The sequence below is a fragment of the Leminorella grimontii ATCC 33999 = DSM 5078 genome (genome assembly GCF_000439085.1).
Taxonomy (GTDB): domain Bacteria; phylum Pseudomonadota; class Gammaproteobacteria; order Enterobacterales; family Enterobacteriaceae; genus Leminorella; species Leminorella grimontii.
This window is the reverse complement of record NZ_AUUA01000001.1, coordinates 81655-101321: the sequence shown is the minus strand read 5'-3', so window position 1 is coordinate 101321 and position 19667 is coordinate 81655. Positions and strand designations below refer to the sequence as shown.

The following is a 19667-nucleotide window of genomic DNA, read 5'->3' as shown; positions in this document are numbered from 1 at the left end:
TCTTAAGAAACTTTCTTGTTTTCTACCTGAGGAGCGTGAGTTTCACTGGCAGCGTCGCTGGATGGCGTATCGTTATCCATAGCTTTTTTAAAGCCCTTGATTGCCGCACCAAGGTCGCTACCGAGCGTACGCAGTTTGTTAGTACCAAACAGCAGGACAATCAGCGCCCCAATGATTAACAGCTTAGTAATGCTTATACCGGCCATATTAACCTTCTTACTTTATTTCTTGGATGAGTTCAACGTCATCAGACTATGCCTCGCCATTACGCAGCAACAAGACACAGCCTAAGCCTACCTCTGTTTTACGCCAAATAGCGATTAATCACAATATTGAAATGTAACAGATTAAAAAAAACGCTTATTATCAAAAGACAAGAAATATCCCGTTTGACAAAAGAGCGCCATAAAACGCATTTCCAACAAAAAATGTCGACTTCATATCGGTTTTATAAAAAGGCGAATCTATTATTTCATACGTTAAGCACCTAAAAAACTGGCCAAAGGTAATATCCAATCCATATTTTATAATAATATGTGATAATTTCTTAATAGAACAAATTACTCGAATAAACAAAAATGAAAATGATTAACATTTACATTAATCTATAAGTTGACTCTATTATTTCGAAATTATATAGCGTAAGAATCCCGTATGTTTTTACTTCTCAGCATAAATAAATGCTGCCTTTATGCTATCACTCACCTATCCTTAAAATAAAAGTATTGTACAAAAAAACGTAATACAATAACGCCCGCTTCAATCTTCATGCACAAATAAAAATTAAACATGGATAAATTGACTCTCTATATTTAGCCATTACAATCCCTCTTAGCGGAAATATAAAAGGCAAGTTACTTATTTCGTTAATATATCGGGAAAGAAATAGCCCACTATTCCTATTTAATAAACTCACCTCAAAAGCATGGATAATATAAGTTGAAAATATATTCTATTCTCTTACATGACTACCTCTCATCACGGTCTCAGTCGTCTCCCAATGCGCAAGTTGCCGTATCTTTGAGCCGAATGGCGGAAGAAATGAGAACGGATAAGGGCGTAATTTTAAGAGCGCTAAAATCGCTGGAACAGGAAGGAACCATAGGAAAAGAAGGATTTGATAGCCAAAGGACGCGAATCTATAAGATTAACAAACAGAGTACTCTTGATTTTGATCTCAACTATCTTGACGTATTTCCTTCGGCCATACAGGCCTATATTTATCACATTATTTCCCAATATAAAGTTATGCCTTCCTATAAGGAAATTGCGTTAGAGAGTCGACTAAGTGAAGGCACAGTGAGACGCGTTTTTTCTGCGCTAATAGACCAAAAGCATATTAAGAATATAGCGTTAGTCGGCGGCAAATCCGGAAAACACGTCTTAGCAAAAAGAAAAACGTCGACTTAGCCGACGGCAGGCCAAAGGATCGCGATAAGAATGAATATCCACTGCCCTACAACGCCTGCGGCAGCCAGAATAAACAGGCGCCGCGCGCCCTGCCAGCGTGCGGCCATATCCGAACGGGGCTTAACGCCCCTTCCCCAAAACTGCCCCAGCGCGGCGTCAAACTCTTCTTCTTGTTCAGGGTAGCTATACAATAGCCTAAACAGGCGGCAGTCCATCCATACTCGCCAGCAGTAATACTGCGCGCACAGCCCGCAGGCTAAAGCCAGTGCGAGCAACATCGGAGCGTAGTCGCCGCCGTGAAGCAGGCCCAAAATAAAGACGCCTCCGCCTCCGGAGAGGGCGGCCAAATAGCGCCAACCGCCCAGCGCCGCAAGCAGCACTTCGCCTGCCATAGGATGTTTTATCACGTCGGCTCCTTATTAATATACTTAAGCGACCACTGGGTTAACGCCTCAACGTGAGACTCCCTGAGTATCACGCCAGGGCGCGCCCTTTGAACCTGCGCGACGGCCTGCGTAATGGACTCAGCATTCCCCTGTTGAACAAGCCATGCCGCAACCACCGTCGCACTGCGCGAAAGGCCCAACGCGCAGTGAACCAATACTTTTCCTCTATCCTGAAGCTGATTAAGCGCCAGCACCGCTCGCTGAAGCTCTTCGACGCTTGGCGCCAGCAGGTCCATCTGTGGACAGGCGATATAGGGTAAGTGGGCAACGTGACGACTACGGGGCCATTCAGAAGTCATATCCAATACGGCGCTGGCCCCTACGCGCCCTCTGGGATAGCTCCCCAACGCGACGACCTGCGTCACGTCGCTGCTTACGGAATACTTTGCGCTAAAGTAGCGAAACGAAATCCACGCGCCTGCCCAATAGGGTGCCAGCAAAATGCGGGCAGAGGGCGAAGCCCGACCTTGCCTGTTTTTCTGGAACACGGCGTCCCCCAAACCGCAGTATCCCAACGCCACCATCAGCAGTGCGAAAGCGGGCCAAAGGAGTAGCCAGCCTGCGCCGCTCAGGAAAACGGCAAACAGCGCGCACGCGGCGGAGCCGATAGCGTAATAGCCTGCCAGGCGGCGAGCAAACGGATCTCGACTCGGCCGCCAGCGCCAGGTTTTTGCCATCGGCAACGCATAGCTGATTATCATACCGACAAAAAGCCCGGTCACAACGTCGATCGCGTGATGCTGCCAGGTAGTCAATACGGAAACGCCAATCAGGCCGAACCAGCCGTGCAGCAGCCAACGCCAGCGCGGCGCAACGTGCGGGTAAAAACGCAGCCACAGCAGCCAAAGCAAAATAATGTGCAGGGACGGCGCCTGATTGTACGGTAAATCGAACAGCTCCAGCTGCGCAAACAGCCAGCCGAATGCTCCGTCGCTCGCTGGTCGAACAAAGCTAAAGCGCAGAGGAAACAGTAAAAAGCCAAGGCAGGCGACCGTTGACGCCAGCGCCAGGCGGCAGCCGTGAATCCACAGCTCGCGACGTGAAGTACAAACGAACAGGGAAATGCCGTACAGAAGATCGATGCTCCAGTACGGTACGATAGTCCAGGGCCAAAACGGAATAGCGGATTCCCAGCCGAAGACCAGCGTAGCCACGTCGCTTCGAGTGGCCGTAAACTGATTCACCTGGCCGTAGGTTAAAAAGAAGTAGGGTCCCAGAAACAGAAGCCAAAGCAGCGCCTTTGGCCACAGCTCTCGCCTAAAGTTTGGGGTTAATGCGCACTCTTTCATAAAACGTTATTTGCTCCGGGAGGCAATGGCGGCGCCCGCCGCCATTGCCTCTCTCTCAGCGTTTTTCCGCAATTGAGACGCTAAAAATACCCCAGTCGTCAATCAGCTCCAGGCGTTTCGTAAAGCCGGCTTTTTCAACCAGAAAGTCCATTTCGCCCTGCGTGCGGCGTCGCATCACCCACGGCTTGCCGCTTTGGTGGCTGGTCAACAGGCGCGCTATCGTTTCCAACTGCGGATGCCACGGCTGACCGGTATAAACCAGTAGGCCGCCTGATGGGATCGCATCCCCCAGCCCCATCAGGGAAGCCTGAACCGGCCCGTTGTCGGGAAAGAGCTCATAAAGGCCGGAGACAATTCCCAGCGTCGGCTCGGGCGTAAGCTCCGCCAGGCTTTGGCGGTTAAAAGCGTCGCCAACGACGAATCGGACCTTATCTTCCAAACCGCGTTCGACAATCATCTCATTGCCTTTGGCGACGTTCAGCTCGCTGTAATCTCTAAGCAAAATAGACTCCACGCCCTGCGCATCGCCGATCGCATCAAGAATATAGCGGCCGTGGCCGGCGGCGACGTCAACGATGCGCACCGGCATTCCTTTGGCCTGCAGTTCGGCAATCGCTTGGCCTATTAACGACTCGATATTGACTTTTCTTTGGCGAATGCCGCGCCAGCCGATGCTGTTGAGGTAAATCTTATCGATAAAGCGGCCAAAGGCGTTGTCGCCCTCGGGCTGATTGCGGTAAACGTAGTCCAACGTACTGCCGGAATCAAAACCGGTCTCAAAGCCCAGGCGAACGCCCTTAGACGAGGTGCCGAGAGACGCCATCGCCTTGCGCATGCCCACATAGGCATAGCGCCTGAGCGAGCAGTGCGGCAGAGGCGCCTGCAGCTCGCGATATTCGTCCGCCGTATGGCTCCAACGGTCTTCGTCTGAATAGTCGTGATATTCCGGCTTCTGAGCAAAAACGCGGTCAATAAACGCGCGGATTTTATCGAACGCCAGTCGCCTCTCCTTCTCTCCCAGCGTATCGTGGTAGAAGCCGCCCAAAACGTGCTTCTCCTTAATTCGCGCGTTGATGCGCTCATAAAACTGGTGCTGGGGCTTATGGTGAACCACATAGTCGTCACCCGATATCAAAAGCTGAGTTGGAACGGTAATAGCCGAGGCGTCGGCTACGATACGTTCAGAAGTTTTATATAGCTCTAGCAGAATGTTTACGGCGATGGCGCGAGTTATCAGAGGATCCTGATTAAACGATTCGATACGCGCTTCGTCGTGGGTCAAATATTTTCCCTTCACGTAGGAATTAACATAAAACAGCCCGCGGAAGTTTTGCATCAATCCCAGACCCGGGCGGGCGAACGGCACGTAAAGCTTCACTTTAAACGCTGGCGACGCCAGGATCAGCGCGCGAATTTTAGGCGCAAAGTCGTGAGCCCATGTGGCGGCCAGCACGGCGCCAACGCTCTGCGCAATGACGACCACGTTTTCCATCGGCACTCCGCTATCCTGCACCACGTAGCGAATAAATTCGTCAACGTCCTGCACCGAGCGCCCCAGGCTTGGGCTATGCCCACGAGGGCCGGGCGACTTGCCGTGCCCGCGGGCATCCCATGCGTACATAGGGACGTCGCCCATCTCCAGTTCGTCAACAATGTGCTGTAGGCGGCCCGAATGCTCATGGCCCCGGTGAAAAAGTACGACTACGCGATCTGACGGCGCGCTTTCGGCCTGCCAGTGGCGAAAAAACAGCTCTGTTCCATCAGAGGTCTTAAACCAGCGCTCTTGCGCCGTTCTTGGTTGAGATAGACTCATTGCTTACTCCCTTGTGCTCTGTTCTGTAATGTCAAAAAACGTTCCTGTAATGCCTGAATAAACGCGTCCTTTTCTTCATGACAATAGACGGGCTCATCAATAAATACGTCGATAAAAAAGGGAACCGGGATCCTCTGCCCCTTTCCCATCGCTCTTCCAAGGCCATACATAAATATCGGCGTTATCGGCACCTCGGGAAACTGGCGGCACAGATACCACAGCCCCGATTTAAACGCCGACAGCGTTTCTGGTTCGCCGCGCGTCCCTTCGGGGAAAAGGACCAGAATACTTCCATTCCGCAACGCCTGCGCGCAGCCGGCCAGCGGATCGTTCTCACGCGGGTTTCCCCCTCTGACAACGGGAATAATGCCCACCACGCGGGTAGCGAACCAAGCCATCAGGCGATTTTTTAAGAAGTAGTCCGCCGCCGCCGCGGGCTGTACCAAATGCACCTTAGACAGCGGAAACAAAGTAAGCAGCGTGAGTAAATCCAGATGGCTGTTGTGGTTGGCGATAACAATCGCCGGCCCCTGCAAAGGAAGGCGTCGACGATTAATCACCGAAACGCCAAGCCAGGCCAACACGACGGGATAAGCCACCAGAATCACAAACAGGCGACGCAGCCATGGGTTCACGCGACCTCCTCTCAGAAATGCAGGTAGTACAGCACGTGGAAAAACAGCGGCGCGGTATAAATTAGAGAGTCCAGCCGGTCGAGAATGCCGCCGTGCCCCGGCAGTATGCTGCCGGAGTCCTTAACGCCGATATCCCGTTTCACGGCCGACATGACAACGTCGCCGATAAAGCCGGTAATGCCGATAAGGAAGCCCATACCGACGGACTCCCAGCCCGACAGCGGCGTCAATACGCCCCCTAGCAGCCAGGCAATAACCATCGTGGTGGCTATCCCGCCAAGCAGCCCTTCCAGCGTCTTATTCGGACTGACTTTAGGAATGACCTTTATGCGCCCCAGGCTTTTTCCCCACAGGTACTGAGCGATGTCGTTACACTCGGTCAGCGCCACCAGGTAAATAACCAAAAGCGGACCGGTTTCCGGCGTCTTGCTCGGCAACACGGTCAAATAGGCAACGTGGCTAATGGCGAATACCGTTGTCATTACGCCCCAATGCAGCATCGACGCGGAGCGGAGAAAGTCCTTATTGTTGCCGATAAGCACCATGCGCATCGGTAAAAACAGAAATACGTAAACCGGAATAAACACTAGAAACATGCTGTACCACTCGATACCAATCCAATAGTACTGGATCGGGATCGCGATATAGGCCCAAAGGAGCGGCATGCTGTCAGATCGGCGAGTAGGAATAAGCGTCAAAAATTCTTTTAGCGCCAGGAAGCTGATTATCGCAAAAACGGTAAGAGACACCCCGCGCGGCGTCGCCACGGCCAGAGAAAAAACGATAACAATCCACCACCAGGTGGCAATACGCTTTTTGAGTTCGCTCCAGTCCTTTTCCGGCGAACGGCGGGCCAAAATCCTAATCGTTATGCTGGCCACAACCAGCAGCGCAAACAGGATCAGCAGCGCACGAATGAGTATTGGACTCATCTTACTACTCCCTGAAAATTAGCGAACTTCCGCCAGAGCCCTGCGACAGCGGTTTAAGCAGGTCCATACCAACAAAACGCTGACTGCGGCGAACACCAGCCAGCTCCATGCCATTAGCTGCGGCCACAGGGCAATCGCCAGCCCGTAAGCGCCAAAGACCAAAGCCCGATCGCTTTTCCCCATGGGACCGTCGTAGCGTCGGGAAGCGCCTATCGTCTGCGCCAACACGCCGCAAAACTCGGTCATCGCAGCTAAAAATACCGCCAGCACCACCAGCCAGAGCGAGGCGCCGGGCAGCAGCGCAAAGGGAAGGTAAAGCGCCGCATCAGACAAAACGTCGCCCGTTTCGTTTAACAGCGCGCCCAACTTTGACTTTTGATTAAACTCTCGCGCCAGCAGGCCGTCTATTGCGTTAAGCGCCATGCGAATAAAAAGAAAAACGGGCAGGATGAAATACAGCGAAGAATAGGGGAAAGACGCCAACAGCGCGCCAACGATGACTGATGCCGCCAGCGCCGCTAGCGTAACCTGATTTGCCGTCGCACCGGCGCGATACAGCCTGTGGAGCAGAGGCCGCAGCAGAGCCTGAAACTTAGGCTTAAGATCGTATACCGTCATAATTCCCTTTATCTATGCCGAACCTTAATGCCACCACGCTACAATAGCCACTCTCCTCAATCAATAAGAATGCATACATTTTTTAGGGAACTAACGGCATAAATTGTAACATTTCACTGCCATTCGCTTTAAATGCCTGACAAAACTTCACAGTGGCTTCACTATCGCCCGCTACTCTGCCGCCCAAACCATCAACACAGGACGTTGACGATATGGCCTCTCATCGCCACATTTATCTTTACGCTTTTCTTTTTGTTGCGCTACTCGCTTTCGTCATTCCGACGGGCCATGGCTACGAGCCCCAGACGGGAGATATCATTTTTCACACCTCCCGTTCTTCACAAAGCCTGGCGATCCAACAGGCAACCGGTTCCCCCTATAGCCACATGGGTATGGTCGTCATTCGCGATAAGAAGCCCTACGTTTTTGAAGCGTCCAGACGCGTCACCTATACGCCGCTGGACGTTTGGATTGCCCGAGGCGTGGATGGAAAATTCGTCGCCAAGAGGGTTAAAGCGGGGCTTTCCTCCGACCAGCAAAAACGGTTACAGCAGACGGCAGAACGCTATGTGGGTAAGCCCTATGACTTAACCTTTTCCTGGTCTGACGAACGTCAGTACTGCTCGGAAGTCGTGTGGAAAATCTACTCTAACGCGCTAGGCATGAACATCGGCCAACTGCAAAAACTGGGCGACTTTAATCTCAATTCCCCAGCCGTCAAGGCCAAGCTGAAAGAACGCTACGGCGACCGCATACCGCTAAACGAAACGGTAATATCCCCTCAGGCGATGTTCGACGCCGGGCAGCTGTATACGGTTGCAGAAAAATAGCTTGCTATTTACGTCGGCGCGCACTACGATGCGCGCGATTTTTCATCATTTTGTATCTTAATATTCATTTACCCGCAAAGGAGGTATGTCATGCAGCAAGTTCAACACATTACCCTTTGCAGGCGTATTCAGGGCTAATTACCTTTCAGTTACTCCCCCTGGCTTCGGCCTGCCAACTCCATTTATTTTTATTCACCTTTCTATGGATTGGTATATGGGCAATTTTATTCGTCCCCTATCCGAGCGCGCATCCTATATCGCGTCGGATGACCTCTGGATCGAAGGTTTAGCGATCCAACAATTACAAACTACCGCCGCAATGCCGGGAATGGTCAGCGTCGTCGGCATGCCGGATTTGCATCCCGGCAGAGGATACCCCGTCGGCGCCGCATTTTTCTCCACGGGCTGCTTCTACCCTGCACTTGTAGGCAATGACATTGGTTGCGGCATGGGGCTTTGGCAAACGTCTATGACGTTAAAGCAGGCCCGCCTGGATAAGCTTGAAAAGAGGCTGTCCGGCCTTGGTGATTTTGCTGCGACGGAATGGCTGGAAACGTACGCCCTGTCGTCGATGCAGCAACATCCCTTTTATAACTCGCTGGGCTCTATCGGCGGCGGCAACCACTTTGCCGAACTGCAAGCGGTTGATACCGTTTACAACAGCGATGAAGCAGAGGCGCTTTCAATTGATGCAAGCGCCCTACTGCTGTTAGTACACAGCGGCTCACGCGGATTAGGACAGGCTATCTTGCGCGATCACGTTGAACGTTTTGGCCACCGCGGCCTGCTCGAAAACGGCGAAGATGCAAAGCAGTATCTTGACGCTCACCGGCAGGCGTTAGGCTTTGCTGAAGAAAATCGGCGCCTGATCGCGTTGCGCATGCTGGAACAAATCAGAACTGAAGGTCAACGGATAGTCGACGTTCATCATAATTTGGTTGAGCCGAGCAAAATAGGCGGCAGCGATGGCTGGCTACACCGTAAGGGTGCGACGCCGTCCGACCGGGGTGCCGTTATTATACCCGGTTCACGAGGCGACTATAGCTATCTGGTTAAGCCACGGTTATCAGAAAGCAGCCTCCATTCACTCGCCCACGGCGCAGGCCGTAAATGGATGCGTTCTGACTGTAAAAACCGGCTGTCGGCACGCTTTACGCCAGAACAGCTGAGCCGAACGGCAATGGGAAGCAGAGTCATCTGTCAGGACAGGCAGCTTATTTATGAAGAAGCGCCACAGGCCTATAAGTCAATAGACAGCGTAGTAGATACCCTGACTGGCGCAGGTTTAGTCGTTCCAATCGCCCGCCTTAAGCCGATGTTGACCTACAAGACGAGCGGAGGAAAAAGCGAATGATATTGCTACAACTCTCCTCTGCCCAAGGACCGGAAGAGTGCTGCCTGGCCGTTAGTAAGGCGCTGGACAGACTGCATAAAGAAGCCGATGCGTCAAATGTGAAGCTGGAACGTCTGGAACTAGAACCGGGACGACATCGGGGCACTCTGCGCTCGGCGCTGGTAGCCCTTTATGGCGAAAGTGCCGAAAAGCTGGCAAAACGCTGGTGCGGCGCCCTGCTGTGGACATGTCAAAGCCCCTATCGCCCCCACTACGGGCGTAAAAACTGGTATATCGGCATCGCTCGCTTCGAACGGCCTAGCTCCGCTCTGGAAGGCGAAATCCGCTTTGAAACGCTTAGGGCGTCTGGCCCAGGCGGGCAGCACGTTAATAAGACGGACTCAGCGATCAGAGCAACGCATTCAACCAGCGGTATCAGCGTGAAGGTGCAGTCCGAGCGGAGCCAGCACGCCAACAAAAAGCTCGCCGTTTTGTTGATATCCCACCGGTTGAGCCAGTTGGAACAGCAGGCCATCTCGACGCAAAAGGCGGAGCGCCGTCTTTTCCATCATCATATTGAACGAGGAAATCCGTCTTTAGTGTTTAAAGGTGAAGCATTTAAACCGGCATAACCGACTGTAAAGAAATAAGGCCGCTTTCCTCAAGGAAAGCGGTTTTATTTTAAATTAGATATAAATAGATAATATCACGTTACGTTATATATACTAATTGGCAACATTATGGCTATATTTACTTATGAAAAATAAATAAAAACGGAAAGCGTGCACTTAATAAGTTATCAGAAATAAGAAAACGCGGGGAAAAGGCTTATTCATTTTGAGAATAAGTAGCGAACTTTGATAAAGATAGAATGAGGGGAGGAAACACATCACACCGCAATTTCTCGCGGTGTGATAATGAGCAAAATTAGCAGCCCAGCTGAGACAGGGTCGGCTTGAACGCATCCATCGCGGCTTTGCAGCTATTCTTCAGCGCTTCTTTATCAGCCATTTGCTTCCAGGACTCGGTAGCTTGATCCATTTGAGTCTTGAACTGATCGGCCATTGCTTTGTTGTCTTTGCCCAGCTTGTTTACACAGGCGGTGATGGTATTTACATACTCATTGCACTCGGCAGGTAAACCATTATCAGCTTGTGCAGCCGGCTTGTCCTTTTCACCACAGCCGCTTAAAGCCAACAGAGAAAAAGCAACAACAGAAGAAAGAAGAATGCGAGAAGGTTTCATGTATTCATTTCCTTGAAATATGTTTATTTAAAATAACCAGTTAGAACAACATCATGCTTGTTCTTTAAAAATTATATCATCAAATAACTAATATGAGTAGTATCAGTGAAAGCGTTTCCAATACCCCTTTATTTAATTAATAGGTAAGTTGTTTATCCTATTACCGGGTATAAAAAATTTTATGCTATCAGTGAACGCCTTTACCCTCACTAGGCCCGATGAAATGCTTTGATAAACGCTATCTTTTACAGCGTTTGGTCACATAGGGATTGTCGTTGCCCTGCACCTGTAAAATGCGCCTGTTGCGTTCACACTCCCAAGACGTTGCCGGGTATAACATATCCCATACGCGAAACAGTTCCGCCTGTTGCTTGGACAGGGTTAGCCGGTATCTATCTCTCATATAAAAATAGGTTCTCGCAATCGCCCCCCGAGCTCGTTCCGGTGGCTCAACTGCGCGATCTTTGAAATCGATTTTCATTTGGCATTGCCCATACTGCTCGCCAAGGCCGTTCCACTGCTCAAATCGAAAGTTGGAGCGATCGTCGTTTACTTCGCCGATAGAGGGCTGCAGGTTGTGTAAATCCGTCTCCATGACGTTATAAACCGGGTCTTTAGTACAGTTTTTCCTTCCGCCGTTTTGCCAGCACTGTCGCTGGTGGCCAAACTGCCAAGCAGGCACTACGTGCTCCCACTCAATGCGTCGAGCACGCTCCGCGTTATGGCGGATTTTATATCCGCAAGATTTTAAATCCGGAATGCCCTTCTTTCCCTGCCATCGAATTTTACATCCACAGTAAAACGTCAGCGCCTTCTCTTTATGAATCTCAACGGCCAGACGTTTCGCCTGGCTAAAGCTGATGTTTGGCGATGCGTCCTTTCCATAACCAGACGCCGGTGACAGGATGATAAAAAGCAATAATACGGCAGGACAACGCATAACATGAAAGCTCAGAAACAGCGGCAAAGCCGGAAGAGTAGCGGATTTAGCCGTATCGAACAACCGTCAGGAAAGATTAAAAAAAGAAAAACACGTTATATGGACAAAATTAATTTAAATAGAAACGCCTAAAGAGTTTCCCAGTTTATATATAATATAGAAATAAATACTATTTTATTGGAAATGAAAAAACTCCTTAAGTGTACTAAAGAACACCTGTATTTAGTGGGGGTATATGGTATAACTAGCGCTAACAAAGTAACCCTTCATATAGAGAGGTTTCTATGTGTCCTGACTTTACGTTTCAATGCTCAAAGTGTGGTTGCGACTCATTCCGCTCAAATCATCCGGTAAAAACCCTGGATGATATACATGGGGCAATATGTTCAAGATGTTACAAAACTGTTGCGCTTCGCGATATTACTGAGCATAAAATCAGGAGAATGCAGCTGATAATACAAAGGAAAATTACGGAAGGCGCTCCTGCTATTTAAATAGCTTCAGGCCATTACATAGCAAACTGGCCTACAAGACAAACTAATACATTAATTAACAAATGCAGAAGAGTTGTAAATTAAAAATAACAAATACTAGTTTTATAAAAAAATTAAGCAATGTGTACCGGCTAATAATTAGCGTATTTAAAGAGTTATCTAGATCCCAACAGATAAACACCCTGTAATAATTAACAGGGTGTTTTTCTATAAATCCAGCTACCGAGAAGATTCTATACGAATGGCATCTGCCGGAAGCATTACCGTATCAAATAAAAAAGAGAACGGTACGTCAACATAATATGCGGGATAACCTTCTCTGGCTCTATCAAGCGAGTACTGTACCCCAGAATAGTATTCGTCTCCGTGTCCGTTAAATCGGCTGGCAAAGCTGCCACATCCGGCCAAACAGACCAACGCGAGCGCTAAAAGCCCTGCTCTGATTCGCATGCGCCTTCCTTCTCTTTTCGCATTTACTGACAGGGAATGACTTCTCCGGTAACCTCAAGGACGCACATATCCTGCCTGTTCCGGATCCGGTAGCAGCCGGAATCATCACACCAGCGGTCTACCGCATACGTTGATTCATCAACGACTCGAACCCGCGAGCGACGATCGGAACCTGAAGTAACAGCGCCAGAACGAGCGGGCCGCGAATTAAAATAGTAGTCATTGCCACGGCAGTCGTTAAAAGATACGGCGCGTTGGCCAGCCGCATCAGTATACTTTTCAACACAGACCTGATAGCTTTCGGCCTGAACGGCCGGCGCGCTCATTGAAGCCGCTAACCCTGCGGCGCCGATAAGCATAAAAAACAGGCGTTTTTTCATCATTGCATCCCTTCTTTGTGACTTCCCTAATTGAAAACTGACGCCGATATAAACTCAGCGAGCTTACGATGTCGTCAACGCAAGCTTCAGGCCAAAGGCCAGAAAAAGCGTTCCTATACAACCATGCGATAAACGAGCAAGACTATAGCGCTGTTTTAGCATAGCGGCCAGCGTTGCGCCGCTAAAAATGAGCACCGACAGGTATATCATACTGAACGTTTCTAAAATAGCGCCCAGAATAAAAAACGGCATTGCCGTTCCTGGATAGGCTGGATCGACGAACTGAACGAAAAAAGAAACGTAAAATATGATCATTTTGGGATTTGTGACGCTCAGCAGCAGCGCCTTTCTAAAGCAGTTAGCTTTCGACAGGCCTACAGATGCAGCCCGCTCTTCTCTATTGTTACGTCCGATAAGCGTAGAATAAAGAATCGAGCCCCCCAGATAGAGTAAATAAGCGGCTCCCGCATACTTAACGACGCTGAAGAAGAGAGGTGATGTGCGAACCAGTGACGCCACGCCGAGAAATGCCAAAAATATTAGCGTCGCGTCCCCCAAGAAAACGCCAAAGGCAGACTTATAGCCTTCTTTAACGCCGTGCTTGGCGCTACTGGTTAGCACAAACAGCGAATTTGGCCCCGGCACCAGCGTAATGAAGATCACGCCAATAATATAAGTCCACAGGTTAATAACTCCCATGCTTTCAAACATAGTCTCTCTTCTCCACCGTTCGCCGTTGAGAACGAGGTCGTTCGCGCCTCGCTCCGCTCATAGGTTCACACGACAGAAATATACAGACTAATAAACCAAAATCAACGCAACTAAAAACAATTTAAAACCAATAAATTCGATAATCATGGCTACATGAACTAAAAATAAGGCATTAGATTGAAATTAAATTCCAATAATAATTTTTAATCAGATAAAGGTATGATATTTAGAGGCTGCAAAAGAAATTTAGCAGGTATCGTTTGCCGAAGCGTAAAGCTAAATTCACGCTGATGTATACCTATTTTTTGACTAAGACAGCCCATAATGATAGACAACGTAACCTACTGACAGCACAAAGCTGATTGCCGCCAGAGAAAGGAAAAGGGGAAGAAAGGAGAGCGTCTTTCCCCACAGTCTGGCCACATATCTGATAGACATAGCCAGCGCCGCAGGAAAAATAACAAACATGAAAAGAGGTAAACCGGCCATCTATTGTGCTCCTGTCATAGGCTAAAAGCAGCCTGACGCTGCTTTTAGTATAGTTCAGAGCAATGATTTCACAGATCGCTGAGACGATACTTCAGCGTGTTCTTTTTCAGCGTAGTGTCATCCACATAGCTAACCTCAACGTTGCTGTTTGCTGTCATTCGGTAGGTCATTTCCATCGTTCCAAACATCTCTTGCGCATCTCCCCAGACGATTCGATTACCATCAGTACGACAAAGGTATTTAAACGTCCTCTGCTGGGATTTTTTGAACGCGAGGATGTAACCGCCGCTTTTGCGCTGCTCGACAATGGAAATACGGCTATTAATTTCACGACCGTCGAGTTCAAAGTAGCTGGCGATGGCAGCCTTACACTTTTGCTTCTCGTTCATCTCCGGTTTTGCTAATACCTCACCCGCCAACGCTACCGAGGCTAATATAACAACCTTTCCTAACGTTTTTCCAGAACGAAGCCAGCGGTGCTCTCCTGCCATTGCTCTATCCCTATATGACTGAATTTCAATGCGACATCATATGACAAAGCACCAGAAAATAGAACGGCTGCGGCGTAGCTAAAAAGATGATTTTTAGATCAACGTCTTTTCTTTTTGAACGTTGAGAACAATAAAAAAAGAAAAGCCCCGATGGCGATCGGGGCAAAGCGAGCAATTTAACAGTATATCTAATCAAGCCATTCGGTGAGGATGTGCTTAATCGATATATAAAATATTATACAACGATAGGTAAGTCAATACGTGAATCGCACTCCGGCGAATTCACTTTTCTAAGTACAGTCAAAAAGTAGGATTATCCCTTGTGATTCGCCCGATAGAGTTCCCAGGTATCAACCTGGACGCCGTCAGGGAAAGAACAAAGGGAGTAGGCGCCTTGCGCATTCTGCTTGGGAATAACCTTCCCTCCAGACTCTACACAATAAACATCGGCTGGATTTCCCTGCCCGCCAATGCGCGGCGAGTTTGACCGTTCCGCTTCAGATGAGCAGCCCTGAATAGCCGATATGGCCAGCAGGCTGGCGGCAACGTAAAACGCTTTTACCTTATTCCCCATGCTTTAATCTCCATCTATTGAAAGACATCGATACATATATGAACGTCACGCAGGCCGCGCTTTCAGTGCTGGCTCGCCGGAACAACCGTTACGTTACTTTCAATCATAGACGATAACACAGGTGACTAAGTAAAAATCAAATTATCTTAAAACATACCGATGCCCCCGACGCATGTGCAGAGACACGGTATGCAAAAACGATCTTAAATTACTTTTCCACCAGCTCAGCGACGTCCGCTGAATTGATTTGGTGTTCGTTACCGTCCTGATCCGTATAACGCGTCATGCCGGTTTCTTTATCCAACTCGGGTTTGCCGTGCGTTACGATAGTCTGGCCGGTTTTCGTGGTCATAACGTACTGGCTTGCACAGCCCGAAAGGCCAAAGAGCAGCGCAACACCGGCCGCCATAATCATAAATTTCTTCACCATCATTCAGTCCTCATACTGTTCGGTTAACGCCCGGTAGGTGATGCAAAAACGATACCGGTTACTATTAACATAGTCCGAATCTCTTCACTCTGATAAACAACTAATGCTAAATATCTTCCCTCTCTCGCGCCAATCGGCCTTCTATGGCTGATTCTATAGGTGATTGACTTTGTGACTGGGCTCTAATCTAAAGGGCTAGAGGCTTGTTATAGTGGTAAAGCGGTTAAACAACCATCAAGGAGGTACTATGTTTCCAGAATATAGAGCGCTGATCTCCCGTCTCAAAACTGTCCATCCTCGCTTTCATTCTCTGTTTGAAAAGCACAATGTGTTAGACCATGAAATACTTAGACTAGAAGCCCAGGGAGGCAATGCTCTAAACGAAAAAATATCCCAACTAAAAAAAGAAAAACTACGCATTAAAGATGAGCTCTATCGCATTCTGCGCGAGCAGGATAGAAGCGCTGAGGCGTAAACTCTCTTCCATTCAGAGCGCTATTTTGCTCTTCTGACGAGAGTAATTGATATTTACCTTGAACACAGCCCTGATCGCGGGGCTGTTATGTTCCACACCTTCGCTCATTTCCTGTAATCACGATCTTTATATTCACCATTTCGCCCACACTCGCCGCCCGATCCCCGTCAACCTTTTACACTTTTGACTCAGAGCAAATGATAATGAAAATAATTATCATTAATATTGTCTATCGACCTATTGTCTGGTTCAATAAAAAACGATGCAAAGTGGAAAAATCGCCTCGTTAAACCTTTCCTCTAACGCATTGCGGTTGATTCAATCAGCTTACAACTCAAGGAAAAAATAATGAAAAACTACAGACTATTGGCAGGGCTGCTGCCCGTAATGATGGTGGCGGGAGCGGCAAACGCCGCCGAAATGTACAATAAAGACGGCAACAAATTGGACATCTCTGGTCAAATTGAAGGAAACCACTATTTCTCTAACGGCGACGGTGAAGACGGCGACAACAGCTACGTTCGCTTCGGCATCATGGGCGAAACGCAGGTAAACGACCAAATCACTGGCTATGGATACTATCAGGCGGAACTGACCGCCAGCTCGTCGGAAGAAAGCGGCGACAACGGTTCGACCACTCGCTACGCCTATGCGGGCATTAAAGTGGGCGACGCGGGTTCCTTCGACTACGGCCGTAACAACGGTATTCTCTACGACATTGGCGGCTGGACGGACGTTCTACCTGAATTCGGCGGCGACTCCTACCAGCAAACCGACGTCTTCATGACTCAGCGAGCCGGTAATTTGGCCACCTATCGTAATAAGAGCCTCTTCGGCCTGGTTGAAGGCCTGGATTTTGCCGTCCAATATCAGGGGCGCAATGACAAAAACGATCGCAACGGCACCGACCGCAACGGCGATGGATGGGGCATGTCGACGACGTACGATCTGGGTATGGGTCTTTCTTTCGGCGTAGCCTATGCGTCATCCGACAGAACGGATGCGCAAACGGAAGACGGGAAAGGCGATCGCGCTGACGCAGTAAGCGCCGGCTTCAAGTACGACGAAAACAACGTTTATCTGGCCGCCCTCTATGCCCAAACGTATAACATGAATATTTACGGTGAAGATGATACCGTCGCCAACAAGACGCAAAATATCGAAATCGTCGCACAGTACCAGTTCGATTCCGGCCTGCAACCTTCACTGGCCTGGGTTTACTCTAAGGGTAAAGATCTTCAGCACGACGTAGGCGGCAAAACGTATAACAGCGAAGAGCTGACTAACTATATTGATGTAGGCGCAAACTACTACTTCAACAAAAACATGGCGGCCAAGGTTGACTACAAGATTAACATGTTAGACGACAACGCCTTTACCAAAGACGCTGGCATTTCCACTGACAACATTGTCTCCGTCGCGTTCGTTTATCAGTTCTAATACTCGATTAACGACGGTATAAACGAGAAAAGGCGCATATGCGCCTTTTCTGTTGGTCACCCGCGCTCATCACGCTATTTTTTATCCTGAGCAATCTTCTTAAGCGCCAAAGGCAGCAGTTCGTCCAGCTGCTTTTCTACCGTTCTATAGGCTTCCAGCGGCTTACCGTATGGGTCAGAAAGATCCTCTTGCCGGTTAGCGGCAAACTCGGCGAGCGTATAGACTTTGCCCTTCGCCGCCGGGAAGTTGGCTAAAATCTTGTCCTTATGCCCTTGCGTCATCGTCAGCAAAAGCGTCGACGTGTCGACGTCGGCCTGCGTAAGCTGAGTCGCCTGATGATGGGAAATATCGATGCCGCGCTCTTTAAGCACGGTTACCGTTCCCTTTTCCGGCGTAGTTTCTTTTGGGTCGACGTTTACGCCCCGCGACTGAACAAGAACGTTCAAACCGTCCTTTTTAATCAGGTCTGAGGCCAGCGCCTCCGCCATCGGGCTTCGACCGGTATTTCCGGTACAAACGAAGGTCACCAGCGGCTCTGCGGCCGAAGCTATCATGCTGAAAAGCGACAGTGCGCCAGCAATCATCAAGTGATTCAGTTTCATGCTATTCCTTATTGTATATGCTGCGTTTTATCGACGGCGAAACCCCGAACGTAGGAAAATCGCCCCTGATGCTTTTACTACAACTAAAGCTCCCTCTGTTCCCTGGTAGTAATACGATGCGAAAAGAGAGAACAACAAATATACGATTGAAGGGCACGCTGGGCAACAGATCCTATATTAGCTTTCACTTTATCTTTCAAATGAATAATCAATACAGGGCCTCAATAACTCAGGCTCGGTAAGAATAAACGTCAGGCGTTTCGGGGCGTATATTGAGTAACGATTAACGTGACTAAACAAATAGCGGCTCCCGCAAAAAACGTTGACGCAGAGCCCCAAACGTCCCACAGAAGGCCTGCGCCAAGGCTCGCCAGCAGCATCGCGCCGCCGCTTATCAGGCTAAAAATGCCAAACGCCGTGCCCCGTAAATCGGCCGGCGCTGCGTGGGCTATCATGGCGTTAAACAGGCCCTGAGTCATCCCCAGGTGAATGCCCCACAGCGCAACGCCCAAGATAATGCCCTGCCAGCTATGGCTCATCGCGAGCACGACGTCAGCAGCCACGAGAACGAACAGCCCAAGCTGCAATATGCGACGATGGCTCATCGTGTCGGACAAGCGGCCAAAAGGATAGGCGGTGACTGAAAACACTACGTTCATCGCTACCATCACCATCGGGATCAATGCCAGGGAGATCCCCACTTCCTGTGCGCGTAAAACTAAAAATGCTTCGCTAAAGCGAGCAAGCGTAAATATGCCGCCCAAGAAAATAATCCACCAGCAGCTGCCGCCAAGGCGTTTCAGGCTCTCTTTCTTGATAGGGTTTGTGCGGCGGTGTTCAACAGGAGTACGAGGCTCATGAAGCCCCCAAAACAGCAACGCCACGGCCAAAAATGCGGGAATGGCGGCGACCCAGAAAATAGTGCGGAAGTCGTTGCTCCATAACAGCATTAACCCTACGGCCAGTAAAGGCCCCAGAAATGCGCCTGTCGTATCCAGCGACTGCCTTAAGCCGTATGCGGCCCCTCTGATTTCCGCTGGCGTAATGTCGGCAACCAGTGCATCGCGCGGGGCGCCGCGGATCCCCTTGCCCAAACGGTCTATCAAACGGGCGCTGAGAATCATTCCAGACGTTGAGGCCAAAGCGAAAAGCGGCTTGCTCAACGCCCCGAGGCCATATCCCAGCACCGCCAGCCCTTTTCGTTTACCAATGTAATCGCTTATCGCACCGGAAAATACCTTCACGGCAAGCGCGGTCGCTTCCGCCAGCCCCTCGATGAGCCCTATCAATACCACAGGAGCGCCAAGCGTCGTGACCATAAAAAGCGGCAGCAGGCTGTGGATCATCTCAGAAGAAATGTCCATCAGCAGGCTGACAAAGCCGATAGTCCAGACGCCGCCGGGTATCTGTTTTAGCGTCGCAAAACGCGAAGACATCATGAGTCCCTTTAAGTGCTTATGAGAGATGCAGTAGTAGGTAATAGCACCTATTACACATTATTAAGAACGCATATGAAATCAGAATAGTATCGAAACGCTCATTCGACAAAAGGGGGAACTGAAGCGCCGCAGGGGCATTTAAATCGAGGGAAAATAGAGGCCATCAATGCAACAAAGCCGCCCAGAAAGAGCGGCTTTCAA

25 protein-coding genes are annotated in these 19667 nt (G+C 49.6%); 7 read left to right on the top strand and 18 right to left on the bottom strand.

The window, feature by feature from the left end:
* Window positions 1-2: 2 nt before the first annotated feature.
* On the bottom strand, window positions 3-206 hold the full coding sequence (gene tatA / locus G544_RS0100540; protein ID WP_027272782.1) for a Sec-independent protein translocase subunit TatA: 204 nt from the start codon (window positions 204-206) through the stop codon (window positions 3-5).
* Between the two features lie 835 nt (window positions 207-1041).
* On the opposite strand from tatA, the gene G544_RS0100535 reads away from it, so the two are divergent.
* A complete protein-coding gene (locus tag G544_RS0100535) occupies window positions 1042-1410 on the top strand; it encodes a hypothetical protein (RefSeq protein WP_027272781.1) in 369 nt (122 codons plus the stop codon).
* Here the strand turns inward: G544_RS0100535 and G544_RS21205 are convergent.
* Genes G544_RS21205 through G544_RS0100505 form a run of 6 tightly spaced genes read right to left on the bottom strand, consistent with a single transcriptional unit; the run spans window position 1407 to window position 7143 of the window.
* Window positions 1407-1817 (bottom strand): hypothetical protein, encoded by a 411-nt coding sequence (locus tag G544_RS21205; protein WP_051155512.1) that lies wholly within the window; start codon window positions 1815-1817, stop codon window positions 1407-1409. The genes G544_RS0100535 and G544_RS21205 overlap by 4 nt on opposite strands.
* Window positions 1814-3145: a phosphatase PAP2/dual specificity phosphatase family protein gene (locus tag G544_RS0100525; RefSeq protein ID WP_027272780.1), complete on the bottom strand. Its 1332-nt coding sequence runs from the start codon at window positions 3143-3145 to the stop codon at window positions 1814-1816. The genes G544_RS21205 and G544_RS0100525 overlap by 4 nt, the downstream gene beginning before the upstream one ends.
* 55 nt (window positions 3146-3200) lie before the next feature.
* Entirely contained in the window at window positions 3201-4958 is a 1758-nt protein-coding gene (locus G544_RS0100520) for a bifunctional alpha/beta hydrolase/class I SAM-dependent methyltransferase (RefSeq protein ID WP_027272779.1), read from the bottom strand.
* Window positions 4955-5593 carry a lysophospholipid acyltransferase family protein gene (locus G544_RS0100515; protein WP_027272778.1) on the bottom strand — a complete coding sequence of 213 codons (639 nt, stop codon included), beginning with the start codon at window positions 5591-5593 and terminating at the stop codon, window positions 4955-4957. The genes G544_RS0100520 and G544_RS0100515 overlap by 4 nt, the downstream gene beginning before the upstream one ends.
* 11 nt (window positions 5594-5604) lie before the next feature.
* Window positions 5605-6525: a phosphatidate cytidylyltransferase gene (locus G544_RS0100510; RefSeq protein WP_027272777.1), complete on the bottom strand. Its 921-nt coding sequence runs from the start codon at window positions 6523-6525 to the stop codon at window positions 5605-5607.
* Between the two features lie 18 nt (window positions 6526-6543).
* On the bottom strand, window positions 6544-7143 hold the full coding sequence (locus tag G544_RS0100505; protein WP_027272776.1) for a CDP-alcohol phosphatidyltransferase family protein: 600 nt from the start codon (window positions 7141-7143) through the stop codon (window positions 6544-6546).
* A gap of 212 nt (window positions 7144-7355) precedes the next feature.
* Here G544_RS0100505 and G544_RS0100500 point away from each other — a divergent pair, with 212 nt between their 5' ends.
* From G544_RS0100500 to prfH, 3 genes are all read left to right on the top strand, one after another.
* On the top strand, window positions 7356-7973 hold the full coding sequence (locus G544_RS0100500; RefSeq protein ID WP_071783216.1) for a YiiX family permuted papain-like enzyme: 618 nt from the start codon (window positions 7356-7358) through the stop codon (window positions 7971-7973).
* 214 nt (window positions 7974-8187) lie between these two features.
* Window positions 8188-9327 carry an RNA ligase RtcB family protein gene (locus G544_RS0100495; protein WP_027272774.1) on the top strand — a complete coding sequence of 380 codons (1140 nt, stop codon included), beginning with the start codon at window positions 8188-8190 and terminating at the stop codon, window positions 9325-9327.
* Window positions 9324-9938 carry a peptide chain release factor H gene (gene prfH / locus G544_RS0100490; RefSeq protein ID WP_027272773.1) on the top strand — a complete coding sequence of 205 codons (615 nt, stop codon included), beginning with the start codon at window positions 9324-9326 and terminating at the stop codon, window positions 9936-9938. The genes G544_RS0100495 and prfH overlap by 4 nt, the downstream gene beginning before the upstream one ends.
* 295 nt (window positions 9939-10233) lie before the next feature.
* Here the strand turns inward: prfH and G544_RS19640 are convergent, their stop codons facing one another.
* Both G544_RS19640 and endA read right to left on the bottom strand, forming a co-directional pair.
* Window positions 10234-10551: a hypothetical protein gene (locus tag G544_RS19640; protein ID WP_051155511.1), complete on the bottom strand. Its 318-nt coding sequence runs from the start codon at window positions 10549-10551 to the stop codon at window positions 10234-10236.
* A gap of 238 nt (window positions 10552-10789) precedes the next feature.
* A complete protein-coding gene (gene endA, locus G544_RS0100480) occupies window positions 10790-11491 on the bottom strand; it encodes a deoxyribonuclease I (protein WP_036023019.1) in 702 nt (233 codons plus the stop codon).
* A gap of 284 nt (window positions 11492-11775) precedes the next feature.
* On the opposite strand from endA, the gene G544_RS22650 reads away from it, so the two are divergent.
* Complete coding sequence (locus G544_RS22650; RefSeq protein WP_420864726.1) at window positions 11776-11985, top strand: ECs_2282 family putative zinc-binding protein; 210 nt, start codon at window positions 11776-11778, stop codon at window positions 11983-11985.
* Between the two features lie 219 nt (window positions 11986-12204).
* Here the strand turns inward: G544_RS22650 and G544_RS21490 are convergent, their stop codons facing one another.
* From G544_RS21490 to G544_RS0100450, 7 genes are all read right to left on the bottom strand, one after another.
* Window positions 12205-12435 carry a YceK/YidQ family lipoprotein gene (locus G544_RS21490; protein ID WP_081650700.1) on the bottom strand — a complete coding sequence of 77 codons (231 nt, stop codon included), beginning with the start codon at window positions 12433-12435 and terminating at the stop codon, window positions 12205-12207.
* 23 nt (window positions 12436-12458) lie between these two features.
* Window positions 12459-12818 (bottom strand): hypothetical protein, encoded by a 360-nt coding sequence (locus G544_RS0100475; RefSeq protein ID WP_027272771.1) that lies wholly within the window; start codon window positions 12816-12818, stop codon window positions 12459-12461.
* A gap of 60 nt (window positions 12819-12878) precedes the next feature.
* The gene (gene leuE / locus G544_RS0100470) at window positions 12879-13526 is read right to left on the bottom strand and encodes a leucine efflux protein LeuE (protein ID WP_027272770.1); all 648 of its coding nucleotides are present in this window, start codon (window positions 13524-13526) and stop codon (window positions 12879-12881) included.
* 309 nt (window positions 13527-13835) lie between these two features.
* Complete coding sequence (locus tag G544_RS22565; protein WP_255309148.1) at window positions 13836-13964, bottom strand: hypothetical protein; 129 nt, start codon at window positions 13962-13964, stop codon at window positions 13836-13838.
* A 119-nt stretch (window positions 13965-14083) separates the two neighbouring features.
* Window positions 14084-14506: a hypothetical protein gene (locus tag G544_RS0100460; RefSeq protein ID WP_027272768.1), complete on the bottom strand. Its 423-nt coding sequence runs from the start codon at window positions 14504-14506 to the stop codon at window positions 14084-14086.
* 313 nt (window positions 14507-14819) lie between these two features.
* Complete coding sequence (locus G544_RS0100455) at window positions 14820-15080, bottom strand: putative hemolysin (RefSeq protein ID WP_051155510.1); 261 nt, start codon at window positions 15078-15080, stop codon at window positions 14820-14822.
* A gap of 208 nt (window positions 15081-15288) precedes the next feature.
* Window positions 15289-15510 (bottom strand): YgdI/YgdR family lipoprotein, encoded by a 222-nt coding sequence (locus G544_RS0100450; RefSeq protein ID WP_027272766.1) that lies wholly within the window; start codon window positions 15508-15510, stop codon window positions 15289-15291.
* A 247-nt stretch (window positions 15511-15757) separates the two neighbouring features.
* Here G544_RS0100450 and G544_RS0100445 point away from each other — a divergent pair, with 247 nt between their 5' ends.
* Complete coding sequence (locus tag G544_RS0100445) at window positions 15758-15985, top strand: DUF465 domain-containing protein (RefSeq protein ID WP_027272765.1); 228 nt, start codon at window positions 15758-15760, stop codon at window positions 15983-15985.
* A gap of 348 nt (window positions 15986-16333) precedes the next feature.
* A complete protein-coding gene (locus G544_RS0100440; protein ID WP_027272764.1) occupies window positions 16334-17425 on the top strand; it encodes a porin in 1092 nt (363 codons plus the stop codon).
* A 74-nt stretch (window positions 17426-17499) separates the two neighbouring features.
* Here G544_RS0100440 and G544_RS0100435 read toward each other — a convergent pair whose 3' ends face one another.
* Window positions 17500-18027 carry a low molecular weight protein arginine phosphatase gene (locus G544_RS0100435; protein ID WP_027272763.1) on the bottom strand — a complete coding sequence of 176 codons (528 nt, stop codon included), beginning with the start codon at window positions 18025-18027 and terminating at the stop codon, window positions 17500-17502.
* 251 nt (window positions 18028-18278) lie between these two features.
* Window positions 18279-19463: an MFS transporter gene (locus G544_RS0100430; RefSeq protein ID WP_027272762.1), complete on the bottom strand. Its 1185-nt coding sequence runs from the start codon at window positions 19461-19463 to the stop codon at window positions 18279-18281.
* Between the last annotated feature and the right edge of the window lie 204 nt (window positions 19464-19667).

Coding starts and splice junctions, on each gene's coding strand:
- G544_RS22565 (WP_255309148.1), bottom strand. CDS start 13,964: ATGTCTATCAGATATGTGGCCAGACTGTGGGGAAAGACGCTCTCCTTT.
- G544_RS0100535 (WP_027272781.1), top strand. CDS start 1,042: ATGAGAACGGATAAGGGCGTAATTTTAAGAGCGCTAAAATCGCTGGAA.
- G544_RS0100475 (WP_027272771.1), bottom strand. CDS start 12,818: ATGATGAAAAAACGCCTGTTTTTTATGCTTATCGGCGCCGCAGGGTTA.
- prfH (WP_027272773.1), top strand. CDS start 9,324: ATGATATTGCTACAACTCTCCTCTGCCCAAGGACCGGAAGAGTGCTGC.
- G544_RS0100445 (WP_027272765.1), top strand. CDS start 15,758: ATGTTTCCAGAATATAGAGCGCTGATCTCCCGTCTCAAAACTGTCCAT.
- tatA (WP_027272782.1), bottom strand. CDS start 206: ATGGCCGGTATAAGCATTACTAAGCTGTTAATCATTGGGGCGCTGATT.
- G544_RS19640 (WP_051155511.1), bottom strand. CDS start 10,551: ATGAAACCTTCTCGCATTCTTCTTTCTTCTGTTGTTGCTTTTTCTCTG.
- G544_RS0100455 (WP_051155510.1), bottom strand. CDS start 15,080: ATGGGGAATAAGGTAAAAGCGTTTTACGTTGCCGCCAGCCTGCTGGCC.
- G544_RS0100495 (WP_027272774.1), top strand. CDS start 8,188: ATGGGCAATTTTATTCGTCCCCTATCCGAGCGCGCATCCTATATCGCG.
- G544_RS0100520 (WP_027272779.1), bottom strand. CDS start 4,958: ATGAGTCTATCTCAACCAAGAACGGCGCAAGAGCGCTGGTTTAAGACC.
- G544_RS0100450 (WP_027272766.1), bottom strand. CDS start 15,510: ATGGTGAAGAAATTTATGATTATGGCGGCCGGTGTTGCGCTGCTCTTT.
- G544_RS0100460 (WP_027272768.1), bottom strand. CDS start 14,506: ATGGCAGGAGAGCACCGCTGGCTTCGTTCTGGAAAAACGTTAGGAAAG.
- G544_RS0100505 (WP_027272776.1), bottom strand. CDS start 7,143: ATGACGGTATACGATCTTAAGCCTAAGTTTCAGGCTCTGCTGCGGCCT.
- G544_RS22650 (WP_420864726.1), top strand. CDS start 11,776: ATGTGTCCTGACTTTACGTTTCAATGCTCAAAGTGTGGTTGCGACTCA.
- G544_RS0100440 (WP_027272764.1), top strand. CDS start 16,334: ATGAAAAACTACAGACTATTGGCAGGGCTGCTGCCCGTAATGATGGTG.
- G544_RS21490 (WP_081650700.1), bottom strand. CDS start 12,435: ATGCGAATCAGAGCAGGGCTTTTAGCGCTCGCGTTGGTCTGTTTGGCC.
- G544_RS0100435 (WP_027272763.1), bottom strand. CDS start 18,027: ATGAAACTGAATCACTTGATGATTGCTGGCGCACTGTCGCTTTTCAGC.
- G544_RS0100430 (WP_027272762.1), bottom strand. CDS start 19,463: ATGTCTTCGCGTTTTGCGACGCTAAAACAGATACCCGGCGGCGTCTGG.
- endA (WP_036023019.1), bottom strand. CDS start 11,491: ATGCGTTGTCCTGCCGTATTATTGCTTTTTATCATCCTGTCACCGGCG.
- G544_RS0100500 (WP_071783216.1), top strand. CDS start 7,356: ATGGCCTCTCATCGCCACATTTATCTTTACGCTTTTCTTTTTGTTGCG.
- G544_RS0100510 (WP_027272777.1), bottom strand. CDS start 6,525: ATGAGTCCAATACTCATTCGTGCGCTGCTGATCCTGTTTGCGCTGCTG.
- leuE (WP_027272770.1), bottom strand. CDS start 13,526: ATGTTTGAAAGCATGGGAGTTATTAACCTGTGGACTTATATTATTGGC.
- G544_RS0100525 (WP_027272780.1), bottom strand. CDS start 3,145: ATGAAAGAGTGCGCATTAACCCCAAACTTTAGGCGAGAGCTGTGGCCA.